This window comes from Alteromonas ulvae, from assembly GCF_048987005.1.
Taxonomy (GTDB): domain Bacteria; phylum Pseudomonadota; class Gammaproteobacteria; order Enterobacterales; family Alteromonadaceae; genus Alteromonas.
The window spans coordinates 2,156,652-2,180,489 of the sequence record NZ_CP185261.1 but is presented as its reverse complement, the minus strand read 5'-3'; the positions used below and the strand labels follow the sequence as shown (position 1 = coordinate 2,180,489).

At 44.3% G+C, this 23,838-nt stretch carries 20 protein-coding genes; 8 read left to right on the top strand and 12 right to left on the bottom strand.

Translation table 11 applies throughout. The features are described 5' to 3' along the window. Positions 1-40: 40 nt before the first annotated feature. Positions 41-1,195 (bottom strand): acyl-CoA dehydrogenase family protein, encoded by a 1,155-nt coding sequence (locus ACOJR9_RS09510; protein WP_420935997.1) that lies wholly within the window; start codon positions 1,193-1,195, stop codon positions 41-43. Positions 1,196-1,660: 465 nt separating this feature from the next. Here ACOJR9_RS09510 and ACOJR9_RS09505 point away from each other — a divergent pair, with 465 nt between their 5' ends. After that, a complete protein-coding gene (locus ACOJR9_RS09505; RefSeq protein WP_420936096.1) occupies positions 1,661-3,193 on the top strand; it encodes a response regulator in 1,533 nt (510 codons plus the stop codon). Between the two features lie 30 nt (positions 3,194-3,223). Here the strand turns inward: ACOJR9_RS09505 and ACOJR9_RS09500 are convergent, their stop codons facing one another. Then, complete coding sequence (locus ACOJR9_RS09500) at positions 3,224-4,099, bottom strand: NAD(P)-dependent oxidoreductase (protein ID WP_420935996.1); 876 nt, start codon at positions 4,097-4,099, stop codon at positions 3,224-3,226. A gap of 94 nt (positions 4,100-4,193) precedes the next feature. On the opposite strand from ACOJR9_RS09500, the gene ACOJR9_RS09495 reads away from it, so the two are divergent. Then, positions 4,194-4,673 (top strand): glutathione peroxidase, encoded by a 480-nt coding sequence (locus ACOJR9_RS09495; RefSeq protein ID WP_420935995.1) that lies wholly within the window; start codon positions 4,194-4,196, stop codon positions 4,671-4,673. Between the two features lie 106 nt (positions 4,674-4,779). Further along, positions 4,780-5,802 carry a 2-hydroxyacid dehydrogenase gene (locus ACOJR9_RS09490; protein ID WP_420935994.1) on the top strand — a complete coding sequence of 341 codons (1,023 nt, stop codon included), beginning with the start codon at positions 4,780-4,782 and terminating at the stop codon, positions 5,800-5,802. Between the two features lie 52 nt (positions 5,803-5,854). Here ACOJR9_RS09490 and ACOJR9_RS09485 read toward each other — a convergent pair whose 3' ends face one another. Both ACOJR9_RS09485 and ACOJR9_RS09480 read right to left on the bottom strand, forming a co-directional pair. Next, entirely contained in the window at positions 5,855-7,111 is a 1,257-nt protein-coding gene (locus tag ACOJR9_RS09485; RefSeq protein ID WP_420935993.1) for a Y-family DNA polymerase, read from the bottom strand. After that, the gene (locus ACOJR9_RS09480) at positions 7,111-7,518 is read right to left on the bottom strand and encodes a S24 family peptidase (protein WP_420935992.1); all 408 of its coding nucleotides are present in this window, start codon (positions 7,516-7,518) and stop codon (positions 7,111-7,113) included. The genes ACOJR9_RS09485 and ACOJR9_RS09480 overlap by 1 nt, the downstream gene beginning before the upstream one ends. A 318-nt stretch (positions 7,519-7,836) precedes the next feature. On the opposite strand from ACOJR9_RS09480, the gene ACOJR9_RS09475 reads away from it, so the two are divergent. Beyond that, on the top strand, positions 7,837-8,712 hold the full coding sequence (locus ACOJR9_RS09475) for a formate/nitrite transporter family protein (RefSeq protein WP_420935991.1): 876 nt from the start codon (positions 7,837-7,839) through the stop codon (positions 8,710-8,712). A gap of 57 nt (positions 8,713-8,769) precedes the next feature. On the opposite strand, the gene ACOJR9_RS09470 is transcribed toward ACOJR9_RS09475, so the two are convergent. The 4 genes from ACOJR9_RS09470 to sohB form a co-directional block, all read right to left on the bottom strand. Next, on the bottom strand, positions 8,770-9,528 hold the full coding sequence (locus ACOJR9_RS09470; protein ID WP_420935990.1) for a methyltransferase domain-containing protein: 759 nt from the start codon (positions 9,526-9,528) through the stop codon (positions 8,770-8,772). 30 nt (positions 9,529-9,558) lie between these two features. Next, a complete protein-coding gene (locus ACOJR9_RS09465) occupies positions 9,559-10,320 on the bottom strand; it encodes a Nif3-like dinuclear metal center hexameric protein (protein ID WP_420935989.1) in 762 nt (253 codons plus the stop codon). A 268-nt stretch (positions 10,321-10,588) separates the two neighbouring features. Beyond that, positions 10,589-11,215, bottom strand: a complete 627-nt coding sequence (locus ACOJR9_RS09460; RefSeq protein WP_420935988.1) for a TetR/AcrR family transcriptional regulator — start codon at positions 11,213-11,215, stop codon at positions 10,589-10,591. A 59-nt stretch (positions 11,216-11,274) separates the two neighbouring features. Next, complete coding sequence (gene sohB, locus ACOJR9_RS09455) at positions 11,275-12,297, bottom strand: protease SohB (protein WP_163106275.1); 1,023 nt, start codon at positions 12,295-12,297, stop codon at positions 11,275-11,277. A 432-nt stretch (positions 12,298-12,729) separates the two neighbouring features. On the opposite strand from sohB, the gene ACOJR9_RS09450 reads away from it, so the two are divergent. Both ACOJR9_RS09450 and ACOJR9_RS09445 read left to right on the top strand, forming a co-directional pair. Further along, entirely contained in the window at positions 12,730-15,324 is a 2,595-nt protein-coding gene (locus ACOJR9_RS09450; protein WP_420935987.1) for a VolA/Pla-1 family phospholipase, read from the top strand. A 221-nt stretch (positions 15,325-15,545) separates the two neighbouring features. Continuing rightward, positions 15,546-16,289, top strand: coding sequence for a YciK family oxidoreductase (locus ACOJR9_RS09445; RefSeq protein WP_420935986.1), 744 nt, complete (start codon positions 15,546-15,548; stop codon positions 16,287-16,289). Between the two features lie 116 nt (positions 16,290-16,405). On the opposite strand, the gene glnS is transcribed toward ACOJR9_RS09445, so the two are convergent. Continuing rightward, positions 16,406-18,073, bottom strand: a complete 1,668-nt coding sequence (gene glnS, locus ACOJR9_RS09440) for a glutamine--tRNA ligase (RefSeq protein ID WP_420935985.1) — start codon at positions 18,071-18,073, stop codon at positions 16,406-16,408. Positions 18,074-18,387: 314 nt separating this feature from the next. On the opposite strand from glnS, the gene ACOJR9_RS09435 reads away from it, so the two are divergent. Next, a complete protein-coding gene (locus tag ACOJR9_RS09435; RefSeq protein WP_420936095.1) occupies positions 18,388-19,410 on the top strand; it encodes a LacI family DNA-binding transcriptional regulator in 1,023 nt (340 codons plus the stop codon). Between the two features lie 91 nt (positions 19,411-19,501). Here ACOJR9_RS09435 and ACOJR9_RS09430 read toward each other — a convergent pair whose 3' ends face one another. The 3 genes from ACOJR9_RS09430 to ACOJR9_RS09420 all read right to left on the bottom strand — a co-directional run bounded on the left by ACOJR9_RS09430 (position 19,502) and on the right by ACOJR9_RS09420 (position 23,452). Then, a complete protein-coding gene (locus ACOJR9_RS09430) occupies positions 19,502-21,226 on the bottom strand; it encodes an alpha-amylase family glycosyl hydrolase (RefSeq protein WP_420935984.1) in 1,725 nt (574 codons plus the stop codon). Then, a complete protein-coding gene (locus ACOJR9_RS09425) occupies positions 21,216-22,724 on the bottom strand; it encodes an MFS transporter (protein ID WP_420935983.1) in 1,509 nt (502 codons plus the stop codon). Before ACOJR9_RS09425 ends, ACOJR9_RS09430 begins: the two co-directional genes overlap by 11 nt. A 116-nt stretch (positions 22,725-22,840) precedes the next feature. Further along, complete coding sequence (locus tag ACOJR9_RS09420) at positions 22,841-23,452, bottom strand: cyclomaltodextrinase N-terminal domain-containing protein (RefSeq protein ID WP_420935982.1); 612 nt, start codon at positions 23,450-23,452, stop codon at positions 22,841-22,843. 31 nt (positions 23,453-23,483) lie between these two features. Here ACOJR9_RS09420 and ACOJR9_RS09415 point away from each other — a divergent pair, with 31 nt between their 5' ends. After that, a complete protein-coding gene (locus ACOJR9_RS09415; RefSeq protein WP_420935981.1) occupies positions 23,484-23,762 on the top strand; it encodes a hypothetical protein in 279 nt (92 codons plus the stop codon). Positions 23,763-23,838: the final 76 nt, after the last annotated feature.

Sequence of the window (23,838 nt, the reverse complement as noted above, 5' to 3'; positions counted from 1 at the left end):
TCCTTAACCTGATTTTCGATTTTTGACTAGAGACTAGAGACTAGAGAATGCTGCGTTCATCTGCTAACAACCGTCTACCAATAATAACGCGCATGATTTCATTCGTGCCCTCTAGAATTTGATGCACTCGCACGTCACGGAAATGTCTCTCTAATGGATACTCTTTAATATACCCATAACCGCCGTGCAGCTGCAGTGCATCATTACACACGCTAAAGCCAACGTCAGTAGCAAATCGTTTAGCCATTGCACAATAGGTGGTTTTATCCACGTCGTTATTATCAAGCTTGCATGCCGCCATGCGCACCATTTGACGTGCTGCAACAAGCTCCGTCGCCATGTCTGCTAGTTTAAACTGCAGCGCTTGAAAACCAGCAATAGCCTTGCCGAACTGCTCTCGTTCGTTCATATAGTCTCTTGCCACGTTCAGGGCCTGTTGCGCAGTGCCTACTGAGCAGGTTGCTATGTTGATACGACCACCGTCGAGCCCCTGCATGGCCATTTTAAACCCTTCACCTTCGTCGCCAAGTCGCCATGCGTCTTGCAGTTTTACATTATCAAAGGTGATCATTCGTGTTGGTTGAGCATTCCAGCCCATTTTTTCTTCGGCTTTACCGTATATGATACCGTCGCTGTCTGCCGGTACGGCAAAAGCAGATACGCCGGAGGGGCCGTCTCCGCCCGTTCGCGCCATCACAACCAGTACGTCGGTGCTGCCAGCGCCCGAAATGAATACTTTAGCACCATTGAGCACGTAGCCATCATCAGTTTTTGTGGCCTTGGTTTTCAGTGATGCTGCATCAGAACCTGCGCCTGGTTCGGTTAAACAGTAAGACGCTAGCTTTTCGCCTGTGACTAACTCGTCACACCATTTGGCTTTAACGTCCTCGCTGCCCCATAGCGCAATCATCCATGTGGCCATATTGTGAATGGTAAGCATCGCAGTAGTAGTGGTACAGCCCATTGATAACTGCTCGAATATAATAGAGGCATCTAAACGTGAAAGGCCTAAACCGCCCGCATCCTCAGGGGTATACAGACCGCAAAAACCAAGCTCGCCCGCTTTTTTGATAGCGTCAACTGGAAAGTGATGTTCTCTGTCCCACATGGCAGCATGTGGCGCTAATTCTTGTTGTGCGAACTGACGTGCTGTTTCTTCATACGCCAGTTGATCATCATTTAATTCAAAGTTCATGTGGATTGCCTTTCATTATTGTGACTTTACACTGTATTAACACGATAACTAAAAGTTACCCCTTACGTAAACGTAAAGGTAAAACATTAATTAAATTATAATTGCGATGACGTAAATAAAATGTGACGAAAATGCTGTCTAATGCGTTCCGTCCTTTGTAATGTGTTTCTGTAAAGCCCGTCACGTTTCAATGACTCGTTTTTATCTGTAGTTTTATTTGTGTTTAGATTAGCTGTTAAATCATTCACTTTTTTAACAGAACGGATAGCAGATAATAAGCTGCTGATAGCGTGTAACTAAAATTATGGCGCATGTAGATGCTAAGTTTTTTATTGTTTCGTGCAGTCTTGAGCCTTCACTGGTAAGCTAGTTACAGAGTTATCACTAACCTTGGTTTTTGTGGAATTACGAGCAGCTATTGTTGAAGACAACGCCACTGCCCGCACAGCATTGCGCGGTCACGTTATGTCTATCGCTAATTTATCGGTTAGTAGCTACACCTCGGGAGTAGAGCTCAAAGCCGCCTTGCGAAAACAAAACTTTGAATTGCTCATCATGGATTATCACCTAGGCGAGGGAAAAACGGGCGTAGAGTGGCTGCAAAGTTTAAAAGAAGCAGACTTTATCAAACCCAGTACTGGCGTCATTTTTCTTACATCAGACCGCTCTCCACAGGTCATCGGTCGAATCATGGACTTGCAGCCCGATGTGTTGCTTATTAAACCGTACACTATTGCATCACTTTCCCGTCAGATAAAACATTACCTCTACTATCGCGATTTCGTAAAAAACGTATTAGAAGCACTCGATAATAAACAGCTTGAAAGAGCCATAGGCGTAATAAGGGCTAAGATCAAAGAAGGTATTCCCCCTCGCCTGGTTTCAGATATTCGCAAATTGTATGCTCGGTTATTATTCAATAATGGTGAAGTTCAACGTGCGCTGAATATTTACGACGACATCCTAAGTCGTTCAGATAAAGTACTGTGGGCACAGTGGGGAAAAATAAAATGCCAATATGCGGCTGGTCAATGGCCTGAGTGCAAAAATCAGCTTAGTTCCATGGTAAATTCCAGCTTAGCAAGAGACGAAGCATTCGAATGGCTGGCGTCTCTTTCTTTTGAACAACATTCCTATGAGGATGTTGAAAAGTACCTAGAGCAAATCAAGTTTAGTGAACTAAGTTTACCAGCAGCCAAACTGAAAAGCCTCGCGTTCCAGAAACAAGATAAAGTAGTAGAGGCCATCGATTTACTGCAAAAGAAGAGGGCTCTTCATCGGTCAGCAAAAGATAGATTCAATGACTTCACTTTCGAGCTAGCAGAATTTTATTTGCTTCTTGCAGAGGATTCCCCACAAACTAATCGAGAAGAAAGCTTATCTCAAGCTCGCAAACTGGTTGGCATTGCCGGACGAAACCAAGCCGACACGCAAATGTTGCAAAAGCGGGACTACCTTCTCGCTTTTTCATCGGTACTCGATGGGGATTTGGAAAAGGCGGCTAATTTCCTTGAACCTGACTATATGGATAACCACCTTAGAACCGAACCTTCTATGCTAGTTGTCGCGGCAAAGGTACATCACAGTTTGGGTGATGAGCGTCGCGCCGGTGAATTGTTACTGATGGCAAAACAGAAAAACAGCGATATTCAGAGTATTTCTGAGCAGGTAATGAACGAGGAGTCTATTTTTTCAGGAGGTGAACGCCTAGGCCTTAACCATGAGCATGCGGTAGCGATAAACGATACTGGTACCCAACTTTTTATTGACGGCTTATATGCTCAGGCCATGAAGCATTTTTATGATGCATTTCAACTGTCGCCTGCTACTGCTGCCTTCGGCCTCAACTTACTACAATGTATGATTGAAGCGGATACCGCCGTCTACCGACGATTTAATATTCACCAATTGCTCAGCACTCTTTCTAAGCTTTCGCTTAGCGAGTCAAACACCGCGCGACTCGCTCAACTTACCTTGTCTGTGAGAGCAAATGGATAGCTCTCAGGCGAGTGCGCAGCTTATTCAAGTTTACTTCAGTCGCGTTAGCAAACTTGACGTATCCCATCTACCGCCACCCAATTTTTGTACATCGGCGTAATATTGATCTACCAATGCCGTTAGCGCGAGGGTCGATCCATTTCGTTTTGCCTCATCCAATGCAATGCCTAAATCTTTGCGCATCCAGTCAACAGCAAAACCAAAGTCGTAAGTGTTAGATAGCATAGTGCTAGCGCGATTCTCCATTTGCCACGATTGTGCAGCGCCTTTGCTAATGACATCGATAACTGCGTTACAGTCAAGACCGGCTTTTTGCCCAAAATGTAACGCTTCAGATAGCCCTTGAACAATTCCTGCGATACAAATTTGATTCATCATTTTTGCAAGTTGGCCACTGCCACACTTTCCAAGTAGCTGACTATGGCGAGCATAAGAATTCATCACTGGCTGAATACGATGAAAACTTGTTTCTTCTCCACCCACCATAATGGTGAGTTGTCCATTATCAGCACCTGCCTGCCCACCAGAAACCGGCGCATCTAAAAAGTGTACCTTTTGCTTTCGGCATGCGGCATCTAGCTCTCTAGCAATATCAGCTGAGGCGGTAGTATGGTCTACTAACACCGCATCAGATTTCATTCTGCTAAGCGCACGGGTACCTATTTCTCTAACGTCATTGTCGTTACCAACACACATAAATACAATATCAGCACCTTCAGCGGCTTCCTCAGGGGTTTTTGCCATAGCACTTGAGCTCGCGACACCTGGGTATGTTGCTAGCCAATGCTCTGCCTTCGATGCTGTACGGTTGTAAACGGTGACCTTGTAGCCTGCATTCACTAAGTGCCCGGCCATAGGAAACCCCATCACCCCAAGTCCTAGAAAGCTTACTTTTAAATCTGACATGCAAAATACTCTCTTGTTGTTTACAGTAGAAGCTATGCGCCTTTGGCGAATAGAATATCAGAATTCACACTAACAAAAATATAAAGGAAAGAAATTGACTATTTATCAGCATACTGTAACAAGTAATAGTGGTGAAAATATTGCTCTTGAGCAGTATAAGGGGAAAACACTGCTTATCGTTAATACCGCCAGTAAATGTGGTTTCACCCCTCAATACAAAGGCCTTGAGTCACTGTATTCAAAATATAAAGACAGAGGCTTTGAAGTACTGGGTTTTCCCTGCGATCAGTTTGGTCATCAAGAGCCAGGCAGCGATAGTGATATTGCGCAATTTTGCGAAATGAATTTTGGCGTGTCTTTTCCATTATTTAAAAAAATTGAGGTTAATGGTCCTAATGAGAGCCCACTTTTTACTGAACTAAAGAATGATGCCCCCGGACTGCTTGGCAGTAAACGCATTAAATGGAATTTCACTAAGTTTTTAGTTAACGACAAAGGTGATGTAATAAAGCGTTACGCGCCAACGATGAAACCTGAAGATATTGAGAAAGATATCGTAACACTACTTCCCTAGCTATTTTTAAAAAAGGCTTTATGAGTAGGGCTTTATTAATTTGAGGTATAGCTCAAAGGCGTAGCGTGAAGAAAATAGATTTGATGCATAACTACAAAGGAAACGCATGAAAGATAACGAAACAATACACGTTGCGTGTTTCAGTACGCAAGAATATGACAAAGCGGTGTTTGAACGCGCAATGAATGGTGCCAGGAAGAGCGCCGATTCTGCCAATAGCCGCGCTGTCACCATCACTTACTTCGCTCACGGGCTAGCAGCAACAACCGCCCATTTATGCGAAGGATATGATGTGGTCATTGCATTTGTGAATGATGATATTGGCGCTGAAACAATTAAAGCGCTTGCGCAGTGCCGCGTAAAACATGTTGCGCTGCGTTGCGCCGGTTTTAACAACGTGGATATTAAGGCGGCACATGACTATGGCATACAAGTAAGTAGAGTACCGGCATATAGCCCAGAAACTGTTGCCGAGCACACTCTTGCCCTAATTCTTACGCTAAATAGACAAACTCATAAAGCCTACAATAGAGTGAGAGAGGGTAACTTTGCGCTAAACGGCCTTTTGGGATTTACGCTACACAACAAAACTGTTGGCGTGGTCGGCACAGGTAAGATTGGTTGTTCGGTTATTCGCATTTTACATGGCTTTGGCTGTCGTATTCTTTGTTATGACCCTAATGAAAGCGATGAAGCAAAAGACTTAGGTGCGCAGTATGTAGACTTAGAAACTCTATTTGCTGAAAGTACGATTATATCTTTACACTGTCCGCTAACTGAAAACAGCCATCACATGATAAATAGCGAGTCGCTTCACAAAATGCAAAATGGGGTCATGCTAATCAATACATCGCGAGGCGGTCTTGTGGACGACAAAGCAATAATAGATGGGCTCAAAAGTAAGAAAATTGGCTACCTTGGATTAGACGTATACGAGAGGGAATCAGAGTTATTCTTTACCGACCACTCTCAAGATATCATCCAAGATGACAACTTTCAGCGCCTGACGACCTTTCCCAATGTATTGATTACAGGTCATCAAGGTTTTTTTACCGCTGAAGCGCTTAATGAAATAGCCCACGTTACATTAGATAATATTATAAATAACAACAATATTGTTGCATTGTGAATAAATCACACCGTTGATTTATTGTGAGTCACTGTTTTTCATCACCTGTAATTCAACATTTTATGGTAGGTATGTCACTCCATCGGGTGGTCGCTCGTTGAGTGATAAACTGTCGCTTCATTTCATGCGCTTTAGTAAAACCCTTTGATGCGATTTGAAGGGTGTTTTTACCGTACCTATCATTTACAGCGTCGAGCACATTCATCAGTTTAGGGTTATCTTTGTTCTCGGCAAAAAGATCAGCTTGATAATTAGCCGCGGGTAAAATCTCGACAAGACCCATGCCACAGCGATAAAAACAAATTCCGCGCTTATAAATTTTATCTATTATCGCAGGAATAGCGTTAGTCACTATACGGGTGTCCATGGTGGGCACCGCAAACTGATGATATACCGACTTTCGATAATAGCGGGTGTCATCATGGGGCGAGTTAGATGCAAAAGCCGTGATCGCTTTTGTCAACCCACGTTGTTTACGCAGCTTACGCATTGCGCTCTCGCAATGCCCTATGATCGCCTTGTGTAATTCTGCTTTAGTTGTCACTCGTGCACCAAAAGTACGGGTACTGTAAATCTGTTGTTTATCAGGCCTCACATCATCCCAGTGTATACGAAGCTCACCGTTTAATTCTCTAACCGTATTTTCCAGTAAAATTGAAAACTGCTTTCTTATCCGAGCTGGAGACTGTTGCGACAGCTGCAGCGCATTGTGAATACCAAGGGCTGTTAACTTTTGCCCTAAGCGGCGACCTACCCCCCACACATCAGTAACATCCATTTGCCGCAGAATATCTACACGCTTCTGCTCGCTATCAATAACTGCAACACCATTATATCCAGGCAGCCGTTTACCAGCGTGGCTGGCTGCTTTGGCTAACGTAGGGGTTAGTCCTCCCCCTGCCCCGACAGGTAATCTCACTTCCTTCCATACGGTTTGTCTGATTTCACGGCCTAGCGCCATCCAACTTTCGTGAGAAAGCGCAGTGTTAAAGCGCGCAAACACTTCGTCTATGGAATATACGTGTATGTCATCGGCGAATTGGCCGATGGTGTCCATCATTTTGGTACTCAGAGAATGATATAGTTCGTAGTTTGAACTGGTTACCGTTACCCCGTATTTTTTAACGACGTCTTTCACCTGAAAATAAGGTACGAATTTCTTAATGCCTAATCGTTTCGCTAGTGGACATACTGCCACCACACAGCCATCGTTATTGCTAAGGGTGATCACTGGCTTGTTACGCAGGTCTGGCCGCATCACTTTTTCTGCTGATGAATAAAACCCCGACGCATCACATAAAAAAAACACTAGGCCCCTACCTTCTTGTTAAGCGGCACGTGAATTCTCACTGAACGTGTTACTACTCCTTCAAGCGAAAAGTCATCGCCCTCTTGTATAAAGTACGGTAATGCGTCGGATTGTGCAGAGAGTAGCGCACGACGCTCCATGTCTAGTCGTTTACAGCAAAATACGCCGTTGAGTACCGCAACGATGATAGACATGTGTTTGACCTGCTCAGCACGTGAAATGATCAGCACATCACCATCAAAGATACCGTCTAACTCCATTGACGTACCTTGAGCGACTCCGACCCATGTGGCTGAGGGTTTATCGATGAGCAACTCGTCAAGGCTCAACTCCATCTCTATGTATTCTGCAGCAGGGCTTTCGAACCCCACTAATCCTGCTTGTGCTTTGATAGGTATAACTTTCATAAAAAACCACAATACTGTACGCTTATACAGTATTTTATTTTTAATCGTGGGTTCCAGTCAAATTACATTTTTAATCGGCAAGTTAACGACTTGATTTTCTGACAACTATATTCTGGTAAAGAACAAGACCCCGGATGATCCGTTATCCCTCAGATAAAGTTTAAATGACACACTGTTAACTACCTTTGATGCCAATATCAAATCGCTTTGCATGCGCCTTCTATATTGGACGAGAATATTGTACAAGCATCTTGTATTCGAAGGTGGACATCGACAGCGCGGTCGGGCTGAATATTCAAGCGGAGTGATTGTCAAACTATGTCGGAAGAAACAGAACTACGTAAAAGCGCTGAAAGCAAAAATTCAAAAAGTAATAACGCCGAGAGCAATGACACTGAGAGCAATAAATTGGCTCGTGAAGTAGAAGATTTGTCGCAGCCAAAATCCCGTATTGTTTACGAAGCGATAAAACAAGCAGGGCAAGAGGAACTCACTAGACCGACTCAAAGCTTGTTATGGTCGGGAATAGCCGCCGGTATCTTAATTTCATTTTCAGTGCTTGGGGAAGCAATTCTTCGCACGTACCTGCCCGATGCACCTTATGCTTATTTAATTGAAAACATTGGGTATAGCCTTGGTTTCATGCTGGTGATATTGGGCCGAATGCAATTATTCACCGAAAATACAATAACGACCGTTCTCCCACTCATAGAAGATTTTAAAAAGAAAAACATGTTCTGCGTGGCAAAGCTGTGGAGCATTGTGTTGGCAGCAAATGTGATTGGCGCTTTTTTGATAACGGCGTTGTATGTGTTTACACCAGCATTACCTAACGATGTGGCGCCAGCTATGCTCTCTCTGAGCGAACACGCTGTTTTCATGCCTCCCTTAGATAGTTTTTACAAGGCCATCCCCGCAGGGATCCTTATCGCAGCGATCGTTTGGATGATCCCCCAATCCGAGTCATCAGCCTTTATGATTATTCTGGTATTCACATGGTTAATCGCTGCGGGAGACTTTACCCACATTGTGGCAGGCTCCGTTGAGATGGCCTATCTCATGTGGCTGGGGAAACTTGGGTTGATGGATGCCACATTTGGATTTTTTCTTCCCGTATTTTTGGGCAATGTAGTTGGTGGCACATTAATATTCTCATTTTTAGTCTGGGGACAAGTGAAAAATGAAATTGAATAAAATCGGCTAGTGGCTAGCGGTTAGTTGTTAGTTGTTAGTGATAAGCAAAGCGCGATATCACTTTCTTACAATGAGCTGAAAGTATTTGCCTAGCCACATGTAGGGGTCGGATTTGTGGTATTTCCTCTCCAGGGCCAGCAAGTCATCATACTTAGTGGTTTGGTGAGAGATGTCGCGCATGTAGTCATGAAAGCATCGAATACCCGCTTTATCCAATACAGTAAAACCGAGTGATTCGCAGTGGTTAAGTACTTTCACTGCAGAAAGAGGCTGCTTTGGATTTAATCGAACCTGCTTTTTAGCCCTCATGCCTTTTTCAATGTAATCGAAATTGCCATAAATGGCATTGGCAAACAAATTGGCGTGATGGTTAAAGAAGCTTAAACTTAATACCGCCCCTGGCTCCATACGGTCATAAATAGAAGATAACGCCTCATGGGGGTTGTCTAACCATTCCAATACGGCATGGCAAATAATCACATTGAAGGGTTTAAAATCGGTTATCTCTTGAAGAAACTCTTGCCTTATCTCAATGTTTGCTCGAATGTTGTCATTGTCACTGTGGGCAACAAGCTCTCTCGCTTGTTGAAGTACATCACTTGATGCATCGGTTAACACAACGCTATGCCCCATTGAAGCTAAATGTGCAGCCATTACCCCCGTGCCACCACCTATCTCAAGTACCTTACTGTTGGCAGTAAGATGGTCAGCTAATACATCACAAAGCAAGGTATGGCGAAGCTTTCCCTTGGTAGTACCGTAAATATTTTTGGCAAACTTATCAGCGATGCCGTTAAAAATATGGTCATCAATCATAGTGTGAGTTCAAATCCTGTAGGGAGATAATTAGGCTGGGTTGTCTATATCAACGAATTCTACGGAGATATCAAAATGAGACTCGATGTGCTCTCCCAATGCCTTTACACCATAGCGCTCTGTAGCATGATGTCCAGCTGCAAAAAAGGCAATACCCATCTCTCTTGCCGTATGAATGGTTTGTTCAGACACTTCTCCGGTAATAAATGCATCCACGCCTAATTCCACGGCTTGCTCTATAAATCCCTGCCCGCCACCAGTACACCACGCTAAGGTTTTTATTGGCTTTGCGTCACTGCCCTCAAGTAATACAGAGCGCCCCAGTAAAGAGCGTAATGAATCTTGTAACTCGCAAGCGGTAGACGCGGTCTCAAATTCCCCCTGCATTAAAACACCGGTGGGCTTAACTGACGTCACCGCTGCAATATTTTTTATCCCCAATAGGTCCGCTAGCTGACGATTATTACCAAGTTCGGGGTGAACGTCTAAGGGTAAATGATAGGCATACAGGTTAATGTCGTTTTCAATCAACGCCTTTAATCGCTGCTTTTTCATGCCGGTAATGGTTTGAGACTCGCCTTTCCAGAAATAGCCGTGGTGGACCAAAATAGCATCGGCATTTCGCTTAATAGCTTCATCAATTAACGCTTTCGATGCCGTCACTCCCGTAACTAATTTTGTGATTTCTGTCGCGCCCTCAACTTGAAGGCCGTTTGGGCAGTAATCACTTATTTCATTAGCTCTGAGTAACCCGTCTAGGTATGTTTTAAGCGCTTGATTAGTAATCGACACGTGAACTCCTTTGAAGCATGAGCTTGAAAATTAGACAGAATGTAAAAAACGGTATAAAAGCCATGAGCATTTATTATACTTTGTGTTGGAAGTTTTGCCGCTAAGTTCTTTATTGGCAAAGACAAAGGTGCAGGCACAAAGCAAAGCCTCGAACAGGACAGCACAATAACAAAATAAGAGTAACAAAATAAGAGTAGCAAAATAAGAACGGAAAAATCATGGCAAAACCTCGCTAGGTTTTGGCTTCCTACTTGTTTTGAGATGCTCGTTATTGTATTCCTGCTAAGCCTTGCGCTACAAAGGGCACTAAATGGGCAATGACTTCGCTGATTTCAACGTGCTTTTGAAAATCAGATTCGGCGATTTCGGTGAGTGCCTGGCTTGATGCCATGGAAAAGACGAAGCTACCTATGGCGAAATGCAAACGCCAAAAGAGCTCTTCCTCTGGGACATGGGGTAAACAGTGTTGAATGGCAGTAACGAGTGCTCGCACCGTTGCGCCATAGTCGGTCATGATAAAACGTCTTAAATGACCTTGAGTCTCGTTGTACCCTCTACCCAGTAGTTTAACAAAGTTAGCTGTGCCGTGTTCAGTTACGGTATTAAGCTCAAGCATAGGTGGAATAAGTGAGTAGAGCAGCTTTTCGACGCCTTGGGCTCCTTTGGGAGATTCAAAAGAGGCTAAGCAGGTGTCGATCTTAGGCATAAGTTGGTCAAAATAGCGTTTAAATACAGCCTGAATAAGATTTTTTTTGCTGCCAAAATGGTAGTTGACAGACGCTAGGTTAACTCCTGCCCGGGTGGTTATTTTTCGCATTGAAGTGTGTGAAAAGCCATTTTGGGAGAACAAACACTCTGCAGCGTCGAGAATGTCGTTTTTCGTTTGCCGTGCCATTTTTTCTTTCTTTTTTGCTCATAAAGCAGGGCAATCACTGCCCCACTTTCATTTGCCGATTAAAACCAGTGTCTGGCTTTACTCCACGATTTCATGATTACACGTTCAACCACTGACGCTGCTGACATGCCAAGCTTTTCAGCCACATTCTTTTTCACTGAATACTTAACACTAAAAATTTCTCGTTCAGGATAATGCGATAAAATGTAGTCGTCAGAGGTTGTAATATCATCGATTAAACCAAGCTCTTTGGCTTTGGTACCGGGCCAATACTCACCTGTCGCTACACGGTCGATGTTCATATCTGGTCGCTGGCTATGGACAAAGTCTTTAAACAACACATGAATTTCTTCAATCTCTTCTTTGAACTTAGCGCGCCCTTCATCGTTATTTTCACCAAACACCGTTAGGGTTCTTTTAAACTCACCCGCGGTATGTTGCTCAAACTCTATATCGTTTTTCTTTAATAGCTTATGAAAGTTTGGAAGCTGCGCCAACACACCAATGCTGCCAATATAAGCAAACTGAGAGGCGAGAAGCTTATCAGCTACACAGGCCATCATATAACCGCCGCTTGCTGCTACTTTATCAACCGACACGGTCAGTTTAAGCCCTTTTTGTTTTATGCGCTGAAGCTGAGAGGCAGCAAGACCATAACCGTGAACAACACCGCCGCCACTTTCAAGACGCACTAGAACTTCATCATCTTTATCTGCAACACACAAAATTGCGGTAATTTCTTCTCTTAGGTTATCCACTTCGCCTGCATCCATCGAACCTTTGAAGTCGATGACATACAATCTAGGCGGCTTCGGATCGTCGTTCTTCTGCTTGCCTTTCGCTTTTTCTTCTTTCTTTTGCTCTTTCGCTAGTTTTTTCGCCGAGTTTTTGTCTAGCAGTACTTGCTTAGCATATTGCGTAATGTCCTTTAGCTGATCTGAGATTGAGGTAATCTCTAACTGCCCTTTACCGTGTTTTTGCTTATTTGCTACGCCAACAATGGTTGCAACAACAACCACAAACGCAACCACCAAGGTAACCGCTTTGGCTACAAACAAGCCATATTCGTACAAAAACTCCAAATCTTACTCCTAGTAAAAATCTTATAAAATTATCGACGTTGTAATATAAACGCGTTAAATAACTGCAATAACCGTAAGTTACCATTTATCATACATCCAAGCATTCATATCTTCACCTAACTTCGTATCTTTACCTTAAACATAATGTAAGCAAATCAGTCTGTATTTCTAAAAGGTTAAGATTTACGCTTGTTTTGTGTAAAGGCAAACATCTCTTTTTGTTTTCCGCCGAAATATCATTTTCAGAGTATTGATTGATACCCCTAACAAATACTTAACAAACCTTTGCAAATAGATAACAAAGTCAATACTATGAAATGAATAATAACTGGTCATACTTGTTAGTAGTCTGTTCGAACAATAGTTGTCCACCAATTATTGGGCGAAGAAACAATCGAGTTGACAACTCACCTTAGTATCTTGGGAGAAAGAATGAAAAAACTGTTAATCAGCACAAGTATCTCTGCAGCATTTGTGCTCGCTGGTTGCGGTGGCGGAGATGACTTAGAAACAATTCAAGCGGAAACCGCTATAGAGCGTCCAGCCTCACGAATTTTGTTTGACCCTGCCGGTAGCGTCCTTAACGTGCCAAGTGATTTGTTTTTTGCTCTGGTAGAGCAAACAGATGACGGTACATTAGAAATGCCTGATGAAATAGCGGGTCAAGCTGCAAATGGAATACCTGACTTTGGCAACCCTTCGGCAGCACTAGGCGCGCTCGATGGTTGGTCTACGCAGCATCCATTTACTTTCTCCACTTCTCACCCTGCTGGCATTACGCTGGATGCAGACTCAGCTGCTGCGCCAGGTTCTGTTCGCTTATTTGAAGGGGCTATTGGAGGCGACTTGAATGATGCTGACTGTAGGACTGCACCGCCAATCTCTGGCTGTAAAGTATATGAAGAACTGACATTCGGTGTAGACTTCGTCACTCAGGCGAGCGGCAACGACGTAGCAGTCATCCCGCTTAAACCGCTCAAAGGATCAACCACCTACTATGTAGCGGTTACCGACGGGCTTAAAGCAAGCGATGGCCAATCGATTAAACCATCTACGGCTTACGAGAGTCTGCGCCAAGACATTAATAACTTCCCTCTTTCAACTGAGTCACAACTTAGTTTGCAAGGGCTTATTAATTCGTATGAAGGTGTGCTTACTTCACAAGCTGGCGTAAGTGCCGATTCACTCGTATTTAGTTACACATTCACAACACAATCGACTACCGAGATCATCGAGACAATTAAATCGCTCGCGATTGCGCCATTTGCCACTGCGCTTTCACAAGGTGCAACACCAGCACAAGCAGTTGCAGCAGGCACATTGCCGGTACTTCCAATTGGTGAAGCGCCGGTCGATACGGCGTTTGACGCATTAGCACCGACGCTATTAGGCAGTGCGACGTTGGCACAACTGCAAGCAGTTGGTCTAAATACGTGTTCAGGCCTTGTATCTGCAGTATTAAACCCAGCGTCTCCGTTGAACCCTACTGCTACACAGGTTTTCTCACAGGTAGCACCTTTTTGTGCAGCGTCGATGAAGCAAGGTAGTATTGACTTACCTTATTACATTGACCCAGCAGATCCGCTTAATGGTCGTTGGACTGCAGCGTGTACTAATGGTCTAGCACTGCAAACTATTGGTGCAGAAAGCATTGGAGCCTTGCTTGCAAACGGTACGATTACTACTGGTCCAAATAATGAGCTATGCCAACTAGCAAGCGGCGGTACATTATTAGACTTAGATCTTACTAACCTAGGCATTAATGACTTACGCCATGTAACACGTTATAGCCCAATTCCTGCACGTAAAGGTAGTAACCCAGACGGTACTGAAACGCTTGATGTTCAAGTTACTGTTCCTGATATCAACGTGATCAATATTGTTGCCGCTAACCCAGCGTCTGGCGTGAGCCCTATCGCGGCGGTTCCTGAAGCAGGCTGGCCTGTTGTTATTTTGCAACATGGTATTACCTCGCGCAAAGAAGACTTCTTAGCGATTACAGGTGCATTATCATTAGCAGGGTACGCAACGGTTGCTATCGATCACCCACTTCACGGTAGTCGTGGCTTTATGATCGACGGCGAAATGGTCAACGCATCAGCGGCTGTTGGCGGAAATCCAACGGATTACCTCAACCTAGCTTCATTGCTAACGACCCGTGACAACAACCGTCAGAGCGTTGTTGATGTAATGGGGCTTCGTCTTGGCTTAAATGCGGTTGTTGATACCACAGGTGGTTCGGTAAAACTTAACGCTAATGACGTATCATTTGTAGGCCAAAGCTTAGGTTCAATTACTGGTATAAGCAGCGTAGCAATGTCAAACGAGTCATTTGGTGAGGGTAACCCGCTTGCTAACTTTGACGGTATGTTTGCGTTCAATAGCGCGGTATTTAGTGTGCCTGGTGGCGGTACAGCAGCCTTTTTATTAGAATCTGTAGCATTTGGTAACTTAATCAAATCAAACCTTCTTGCCGCCTCTTCGGCAGACTTCGTCGCCTTCGTTGGCCAATACGCGCAAGCAAATGAACTGACTGCTGAGCAAGCACTTGTGCCTGCTTACGTCGAGTTCTACGCGGGTCTTGATGCAGCAACAAAAGCCAGTGTCGATGCTACCTTCGCACAGTTCGCTTTTGCCGCTCAAACGATTACAGACGCGTCTGATCCGAATAACTTTGCCGGTCTTCTTGCTGAGAACTCTGACTTTGTCATCCATGAAGTTATTGGTGGCGGTACAAATGATGACGGCAGCACAGCGCTACCTGATCAGGTTATTCCTAACTCTACGGTAAATGCACCTACGTTTGCGGGTACTGAGCCACTGGCTAAGTTTGCAGGCGTTATGGGCGTATCAACAACGACACCGGGTAACGGTTTAGTTCGCTTTATCGAAGGTTCGCATTCTTCATTGTTAAACCCAAGCCCTAGTGCAGGTGCAACAACTGAGATGCAACGCGGTGCGGCTGCGTTTATCTCTACTGGTGGCGAAACAGTCGTTATTTTTGACGAGTCAGTTATCGCTAACTAAATGTAGATTAACTCCTCATTTGATGAATAATGTTTAGCTTTGTTCATTAAAATTGTAAAAACCGATATCAGCGATGATATCGGTTTTTTTATGTTCTCCTTTCCTGTTAATCATTGTTCCCCCCTATCGGCTGCTTTACTTGTCTGTCAGTATGAGTATGATCACGCAAATAACCGCGACTGTATGTAACGCCTGCCTATCGGGCACAGCTAAGGAATGAAATGAACGACTATCAAGCCCCTCATCATCTACTTGAGAACAAAATAATACTAATAACAGGAGCCGGTGATGGTATTGGCGCACAAGCGGCAAAAACTTACGCAAAACACGGCGCTACGTGTATTTTGCTTGGCCGAACTGTCGCGAAACTAGAAGCCGTTTACGATGAAATAGTCAATGCTGGCGGCGCAGAGCCTGCTATCGTACCTTTAGATATAAAGGGTGCAACTCCTAGTCATTATCAACAGATGACGCAGACGATTATAGACCAGTTCGGTCGTTTAGATGGCGTACTTCACAACGCCTCTATTCTTGGTCACTTAAGTGCATTTAAAGATATTGACGCACAAGAGTGGCAAGATGTCATGCAGGTAAACCTAAACGGTATGGTCTACATGACTCAGGCTTTGCTCCCTGCGCTTTTAAAATCTGAGAGCGCTTCAGTGATTTTCACCACGTCGAGTGTAGGTAGAAAAGGCCGCGCGTTCTGGGGGACATATGCCGTATCTAAGTTTGCTACCGAAGGGGTTATGCAAACACTGGCAGACGAATATCAGAATAAAAAGATTCGTTTTAACTGTATCAATCCTGGTGCTACGCGAACCAATATGCGCGCCAAAGCTTTCCCGGCAGAAACCCCTGAAATATTAAAAACGCCAGAAGATATTATGCCTACCTACTTGTATTTAATGGGTAGAGATAGCGCGGATGTTAACGGTGAGTCCCTAGATTGCCAACCAAAGTAATCCAAGCCAATAGAATTGACACAGATAAGTTTTTACACAACGTTGTATTAACACAAGTCAACAGAATCAAAAAAGCCGCGTGAACGCGGCTTTTCATGGTTAAACGAAGCGTTTAACTAGCCTTCCATTTTTGCCCAGGTATTTCGCAAACCTACCGTGCGGTTAAATATAGGTTTTTCAGCAGTACTGTCGTTATCTAAACAGAAATAACCGGTACGCTCAAATTGCCATGCACCTACATCAGGTACGTTATCGGCCAAACAGGCTTCAGCCCATCCATGTTTGATTTCAAGAGAATCTGAATTGATAGCATCAGTAAAGTCTTCTTCGGCAGCTGGATTTGGTACATTAAACAAGCGGTCGTATAAACGGAACTCTGCCGCTTTTGCCGTAACTGCGTCTACCCAGTGAATAACCCCTTTCACCTTACGGCCATCAGCAGGATCTTTGCCCAAGGTATCCGGATCGTAGGTACAATAAATGGTAGTTACATTGCCCTCTTCGTCCTTTTCTACACGATTTGCTCTTACTACATAGGCGTTGCGAAGGCGAACTTCTTTTTCAAGAACGAGTCGCTTGAACTTTTTATTTGCCGATTCACGGAAATCCTCGGCTTCAATCCAAACTTCACGACTAAACGTGATGTCCCGCGTCCCCATTGATTCATCACTTGGATGATTGGGAGCAGCCAAAGTTTCAGTAGCGCCTTCTTCGTAGTTTTCAATAACCACTTTTACAGGGTCTAGTACCGCCATTGCGCGAGGTGCATTCACGTTTAAGTCATCGCGAATACAGGCTTCTAACATAGACATTTCAACCATGTTATCCATTTTAGTCACGCCGATACGCTTACAAAACTCAACAATAGAGCCTGGCGTATACCCGCGGCGTCGCAGGCCAGCTACCGTTGGCATACGTGGGTCATCCCAGCCATGAACGTGCTTCTCATCGACCAATTGAATAAGACGACGTTTGCTTAGTACCGTGTATTCCAAGTTAAGACGAGAGAACTCATACTGCTTAGGGCTACAATCAATAGAAATATTTTCAATTACCCAGTCGTATAAGCGGCGGTTGTCTTGGAATTCTAATGTACACAGCGAATGCGTAATGCCCTCGATGGCATCTGATATACAGTGAGTAAAGTCGTACATTGGGTACACACACCACTTGTCACCGGTTTGGTGATGATGAGCATGCTTCACTCTGTAAATAACCGGGTCGCGCATGCACATGAACGGTGAAGACATGTCGATTTTCGCTCGAAGGCTGCATTCGCCTTCAGCATAGTCACCGGCGGTCATTTTGGCGAATTCACGTTTATTCGTTTCTACATCTGTGTCCCGATAGGCGCTATTTTTGCCCGGCTCTTTCAAGGTACCGCGCAGTTCACGCATGACTTCCTGGCTAGAAAAATCGACGTAAGCTAAACCTTTATCAATCAATTCATTTGCAAAGCCGTGAAGCTGGTCGAAGTAGTTAGAGGAATAACGCTCATCACCGCTCCATGTAAAACCAAGCCATTTAACGTCTTCTTTAATTGAGTTAACAAAAGAAATATCTTCTTTCGCTGGATTCGTGTCGTCAAAACGCAGGTTACAGGTTCCCGTGTAATCCTTCGCAATACCGAAGTTCAAGCAAATGGATTTCGCATGACCAATGTGAAGAAAGCCATTTGGCTCCGGCGGAAACCGCGTTTTTATTGAGTCATGCAAACCACTGGCAAGATCTTTATCAATGATTTGACGGATAAAATTGGTCGGACGATGCTCAGTCTCGGCCATTCGCATGTTCCCCTTATGCACAAGTAAATGTATTAATGTCGTGAGTATACCACTGACACAAATGCTTCAACCACGTTTTATTCATTTAACGCTGACAAGTGGCTGAATAACCGCCGACAGAAACAGATATTGCTACCTCCCACATTAAACACCACACTAAAGATGATAGCGAAATGAATGGCGCAAGCTATTTTGCAAAAGGATGCGCCGATAATTCACCTTCGGGCTTCACAGTTCAAAAACAAGACATAAGGGAAAAATGTGTTACTCTATTTTCGATGACAACAATGTCGTTGTAGCGAGAATTGATGTTTATGAAAGAAAAAGCGACCTCTTTTGATATCGCTCATTTGGCCGGAGTTTCGCAATCTACCGTATCAAGAGCACTTAACAACAGCCCTCTGGTAAATTTAGAAACAAGAGAGCGCGTGCAGCGAATCGCACAGGAATTGAATTATAAGGTCGATAAAAGTGCGAGCAATTTAAGAAAACAAAAGAGTAGCACTATTGCTCTTTTACTTTTTGAGGATCCCACCTCAGACGACTCGATGATAAATCCATTTTTCCTTGCCATGCTGGGCAGTATTACACGTGCCTGTGCAAAAGCGAATTATGACCTTTTAGTCTCCTTTCAAAATTTAGAAGACGATTGGCACGCAGAATATGAAGACTCGAATAAAGCAGACGGCATAATTTTATTAGGGTATGGCAACTACACGGACTATCAAACGAAAGTGGCACAGCTTGAGTCACAGGGTACCCATTTTGTTCGTTGGGGCGCGCCTGATAAAGACCACCCTGGAGTCAGTATTGGCTGCGATAACTACCAAGGTGGACAAAGTATTACCGAGCACTTAATCGCGTTAGGTAAAAAAACCTTTGCCTTTATCGGCGATAATGGCGTTCATGCACCAGAATTTATGGCTCGATATCGCGGCTACAACGATACATTAAAAAGACATAACCTCACTACGAGAAGTGTTCAGCGAAACGCCATTTCTACAGAAGATGACGGCTCTGATGCTGTTCGTTCATTAATAGAGTGTAATGAATTACCAGAGGCCATTGTGTGCGCGTCAGATTTAATCGCAATGGGGGCACTGCGCGCCCTGAGACAGGAAAACATCAACGTGCCACATGATGTAGCAGTGGTAGGCTACGACAATATTGCCGTGTCTGCATACACCACCCCCGCATTATCTACAGTGCAACAAAATACGAATCTAGCAGGAGAATTATTGGTCGACACGTTGTTAAGGGCCATTAACAACGAAAAAGTAGAAGACTATCTCATGCCAGCTGAAATTATCATTCGCCAGTCGTGCGGTAGCGAGTAGAGCTATAAAAACGATAAAGGGTGCCTGAACGCACCCTCTTTGGTTTGGTTTAACTAGCTTTGTGGAAACTAGGGTGTTGCTGATTCGCTTTTTATTGCCTTTTCATTTGGTCCAAAAGAGTAGCCATAAGCTCATCGCCCGTAATCGCGCCGTCACGCACCCATACCTGAACACCGTTAGCCGCTACGGTGGTAACGAGCGAACCACCCACTTGTATCAGCTGGCTCTCGCCACTTAACTGCTCTTGCCACTGTCCTTCTTGCATAAACTGCGACACATTGAACGAGGCAGATTTATTGGCTTTGTTCAATAACACCAGCGCGGTTTGCTGATTTTCTTTATCTTGTAAAACGCGATAGAACACCGCTTTGTGCTCTTTTAACTCAACATTTAACTGAAGCCCTCGTTGCAAGGCTGGCGTTGCTTTTCGCACGTTAGCAATATCGCGTAGTGCTTGCTGGATTGGGTTGGCTTTTGCGCTGTTAATGCGCTCCTGCCCTAAGTAATTGCGATTGCCGGCATGCTCTGCAGTGCCGCGCATAAAACCAATTTCAGACCCCATGTATACAACCGGAATGCCTCTTACTGTAAATAGCCAGTTATGGGCATTGATAAAACCATCATCAGTGGCATTCATGCGTGCCATATCATGATTATCGTAAAACGTCGTTAAATCATACACGTTTTCATAAGGCCCATGGGTGAGGTGCAACACCTCTTTCATATCAGCAAAATCACTATCCAAAGGCTTTTCAAACACTGACAACATGGCTTTTTGCATAGGAAAGTCGAGCACACTGATGTTGCCGTTTTTATCAAGCGTGTGCTGCGCAATATTATTTGCCTCGTAATCGAAGCTTTCTCCGAACATAAAAAAGTCAGGGTTTTCTGCACGAACACGGTCGGACATTTCTCGCCAGAAAGCATGAGGCACATGGCGAATGGTGTCTATTCGAAACGCATCAGCACCCTGAGAAATCCAATAAAGATAACTGTTGATCAGGTAATCTCTTACGGCTGGATTTTCGTCATCTAAGTTAGAAAGCTTCACTAAGTCTGGATAGTCGTGAAAAAAGGCATGCAGAGGATTATTTATAGGATCTAAATCCTCAGGCGCTAAATTTTGATGGTCTGCCACCAAAAGCCCGTTTTTATCGTATAGCTCACCGTATCCCGGTAAATCATCAGTCATGGTGAAACTGGGTGAGCCATGATTAGCCACAATATCAAACACCGATTTCAAACCCTGCTCGCGCATTTGTGCGGTATATTGCTTAACGGTCAGGTCTTCACTCACCAAATGCTCGTCGGGTTGATAAAAATTCGACGCCCAATACCCGTGATAGCCAGTTTTACCACCGTCTTTAAATGCGCCGCCATAGGTAATTTGTTCATCGCCATTAAACGCATAATCAGGGTTGTCATGAACCGGTGTCATCCACACTGCGGTAAAGCCCATCTCGGTAATGTAGTCGGCGTTTTGTAAAATACCTTTTAAGTCGCCGCCCATATACCCTACATAGGCTTTTTTGCCTTCAGGCCCCTCTAAAGGCAGCCTCCACGTTGGATAGTCACCACCTTGGTTCTCGAAGTTATTCGACTTATCACCATCCACGAATCTATCGGTCACTACAAAATAAATAGCTTCGCTTGCAAAGGGTGTGGTTGTGCCCACAATGGTTTGATTAGTCAGCGACTCAAGGTTAGCCCCGCGATTATTCACATTCGCTTTACCTGTCGGATTATTCGAGTTTGTGCAGGCCGCTGTCAATAATGTCGCCATGGCCATCGCGATTGCTGTGCGTTTAGACACCATCTTGAATCACTCCCTTCTCTTCAACAATTTCACTAGTATCGGCTTCTTTCACAAAAAATACTGCTATAGCACCAATCACCATGGATACACCTGCAACCACAATGATGTATTTCGCGTCGTTATCGAATACGCTACTTAAGATCCAACCTGCTGTTAGGCCCGATACAATTTGTGGTGCCGCAACGGTAAAGTTAAATATCCCCATGTACACACCCGTTTTATCAGCAGGAAGTGCACCTGCCAACATAGCGTAAGGCATTGCAAGAATAGCGGCCCACGCAATACCCACGCCTATCATCGGTATGAGTAGTTTAACGGCACCAAGAGGTACGGTAACTTCTGTGATGAGAAGGTTGACGTTGACCATGGTTAAATCTTGGAAGAGTAAAAAGCTTACGTAACTCAGGCCGCCCAGTGCCAACGCGCCAGCATAAATAGTTTTGCGACCAAATTTATCCGCTAGTTTGGCAAGAAAGATAGAGAAAATAGCGGCAAACACAGAATAAGCGGCAAATAGAATGCCCACCCAGTCGCCGGCGGCACCTTTGGCCATAATAATGGCCTCTGGAACCATAGGAGCCGCTGCGATATACGCGGGGTCAAACCATTGCTTATCTACGTTCCAGATATGTTGGGTAATAGCGGGCGTGGTGTATACCCACATAATAAAGAGTGCAAACCAAGAGAAAAATTGGACAACCGCTAACTGTTTCATGGTTTTAGGCATAGTTGCCACTAACGCAAAGAACTCTTTTAAACGCTGTGCCAGTGGTGCTTTCTTTTCTTTTTTCTCTGCGTTAAGGGAAGCGCCCTGTTCAGCACTTAACCCTTTATATCGACTGTATTCTACAGGCGAATATTCTTTCGTTCTAAACACGGTCCAAATAACGGTACCCAACAGCACTGAAGCACCGATATAGAATGCCCACATTACCGAAGGTGCAACCTCCCCCATTTGCGCCGTGTTTTCTAGACCCACAACGTTGGTGAGTACAAAGGGAAGAATAGAGCCAATAACGGCACCGATATTAATTAGCAGGGACTGAATGGAATACCCAACATTTCGCTGCGATGGAGGCACCATGTCAGAAACTAATGAGCGAAACGGCTGAAAGCACACATTAAACGAGGCATCCATGAGGGCAACCATGAGGGCCCCCATGACCATTGGCGCTAAAAACGCCACAAAAATAGGTGCATTAGGCAGTAGTATCATACCCACAACGGCAGCCACGGCACCGGCTAAAATAAAGGGTCTTCTGCGGCCCAATCTATTCCACGTTCTGTCCGATGCAGACCCCACTATAGGTTGCACGATCAAGCCCATAATTGGGGCGACAAGCCAAAACAATGACAAAGAATGAAGATCGGCGCCCAGATCTGAAAGAATACGGCTTACATTTGCGTTTTGCAGGGCAAAACCAAATTGAACGCCAAGGAAGCCAAAACTGACATTCCAAATTTGCCAAAATGAGAGGCGGGGTTGAGTTGCTTGCATAATGAGCTCTATTTATTGTTTTTAAATTGATTTACAACGAATACCGTTGCAGACATTGGTGGCAACGTTAACGTGTCGTCAACGCCAAATACGGTTTTATCGCTTAGGCGAGTTACCTACGTGTAATTTGATAGCATGGTCGAGTAACGAGCAAGAGATACCCTCGCCTCTTGTTTATTCATTATTACCATTAACATACTATCGTCATGCTCTTCAGACATGTCTGCGATGTAGTCAAGGTTATCAATAATGCCCTGAATATCACCGCCATGCCGGCCTCCCTTGTTCGGCCTATCCACAGTATCTCGGTAACCAGCGACATCATCGTTACTGGAATCGCCCTTTGCAAACCTATCTGGCGTAATGAGATAAATTGCATCGTTAGCAGAGAACTCTTCACGACTTTTACTCTCACTGCCTCGAAGCAGCAGTTCATAAGAAAATTCATAAGGGAATGAGTTAAAGGACGAGTTAGCAGACGAATGAGAGACTTTTGCCGAGCCAGCTTCGTTGTTTGCGTTAATATTACTCGTATTTTCTGCATCATCAGTTAACGTAAATAAAAGCTTGCCACTTTTTGCATTTGTAATGTCTAAGGTTACAAACAGATAGTTGGGGCTATCTAATGCCGTAACGGCATCAATAACCACCCCCTCTCCTGTAACTGAAACCTTTTTATTGGCAATATTGTCACCATGAAGCATCAATTCAACCAATGGCGATTCCATACCTACCCGCCAATTTGGTGGATAAACATCAATGCTCGCTTTAGCGGCATACACAGGAAGCGTGCTTGCTGAAACTGTGAACAATGCTGCAGTGGCTATTTGTAAAGAACGTGTTCGTAACGAACTTACTCGTAAAGCACATGGTCGCAAAGAACCTGATCGTAAAAAGCGTGTTCGCAAAGAACCAGCTCGCAAAGCGCCTATTCTAAAAAGACTTGTTCCCACAGTCTTTGGTGGTAGAGCAAACCTAAGAAGAGACGACCGGAGAAAATATAAAACTGGAGACGTCACTAAGACCACCTCATGTTAAAAAGACGTTAAGTAAAAAGCGAAACAAGATAGTACCTGTGTAACACTAAGATACCAATTCACTGCATACGTATTCA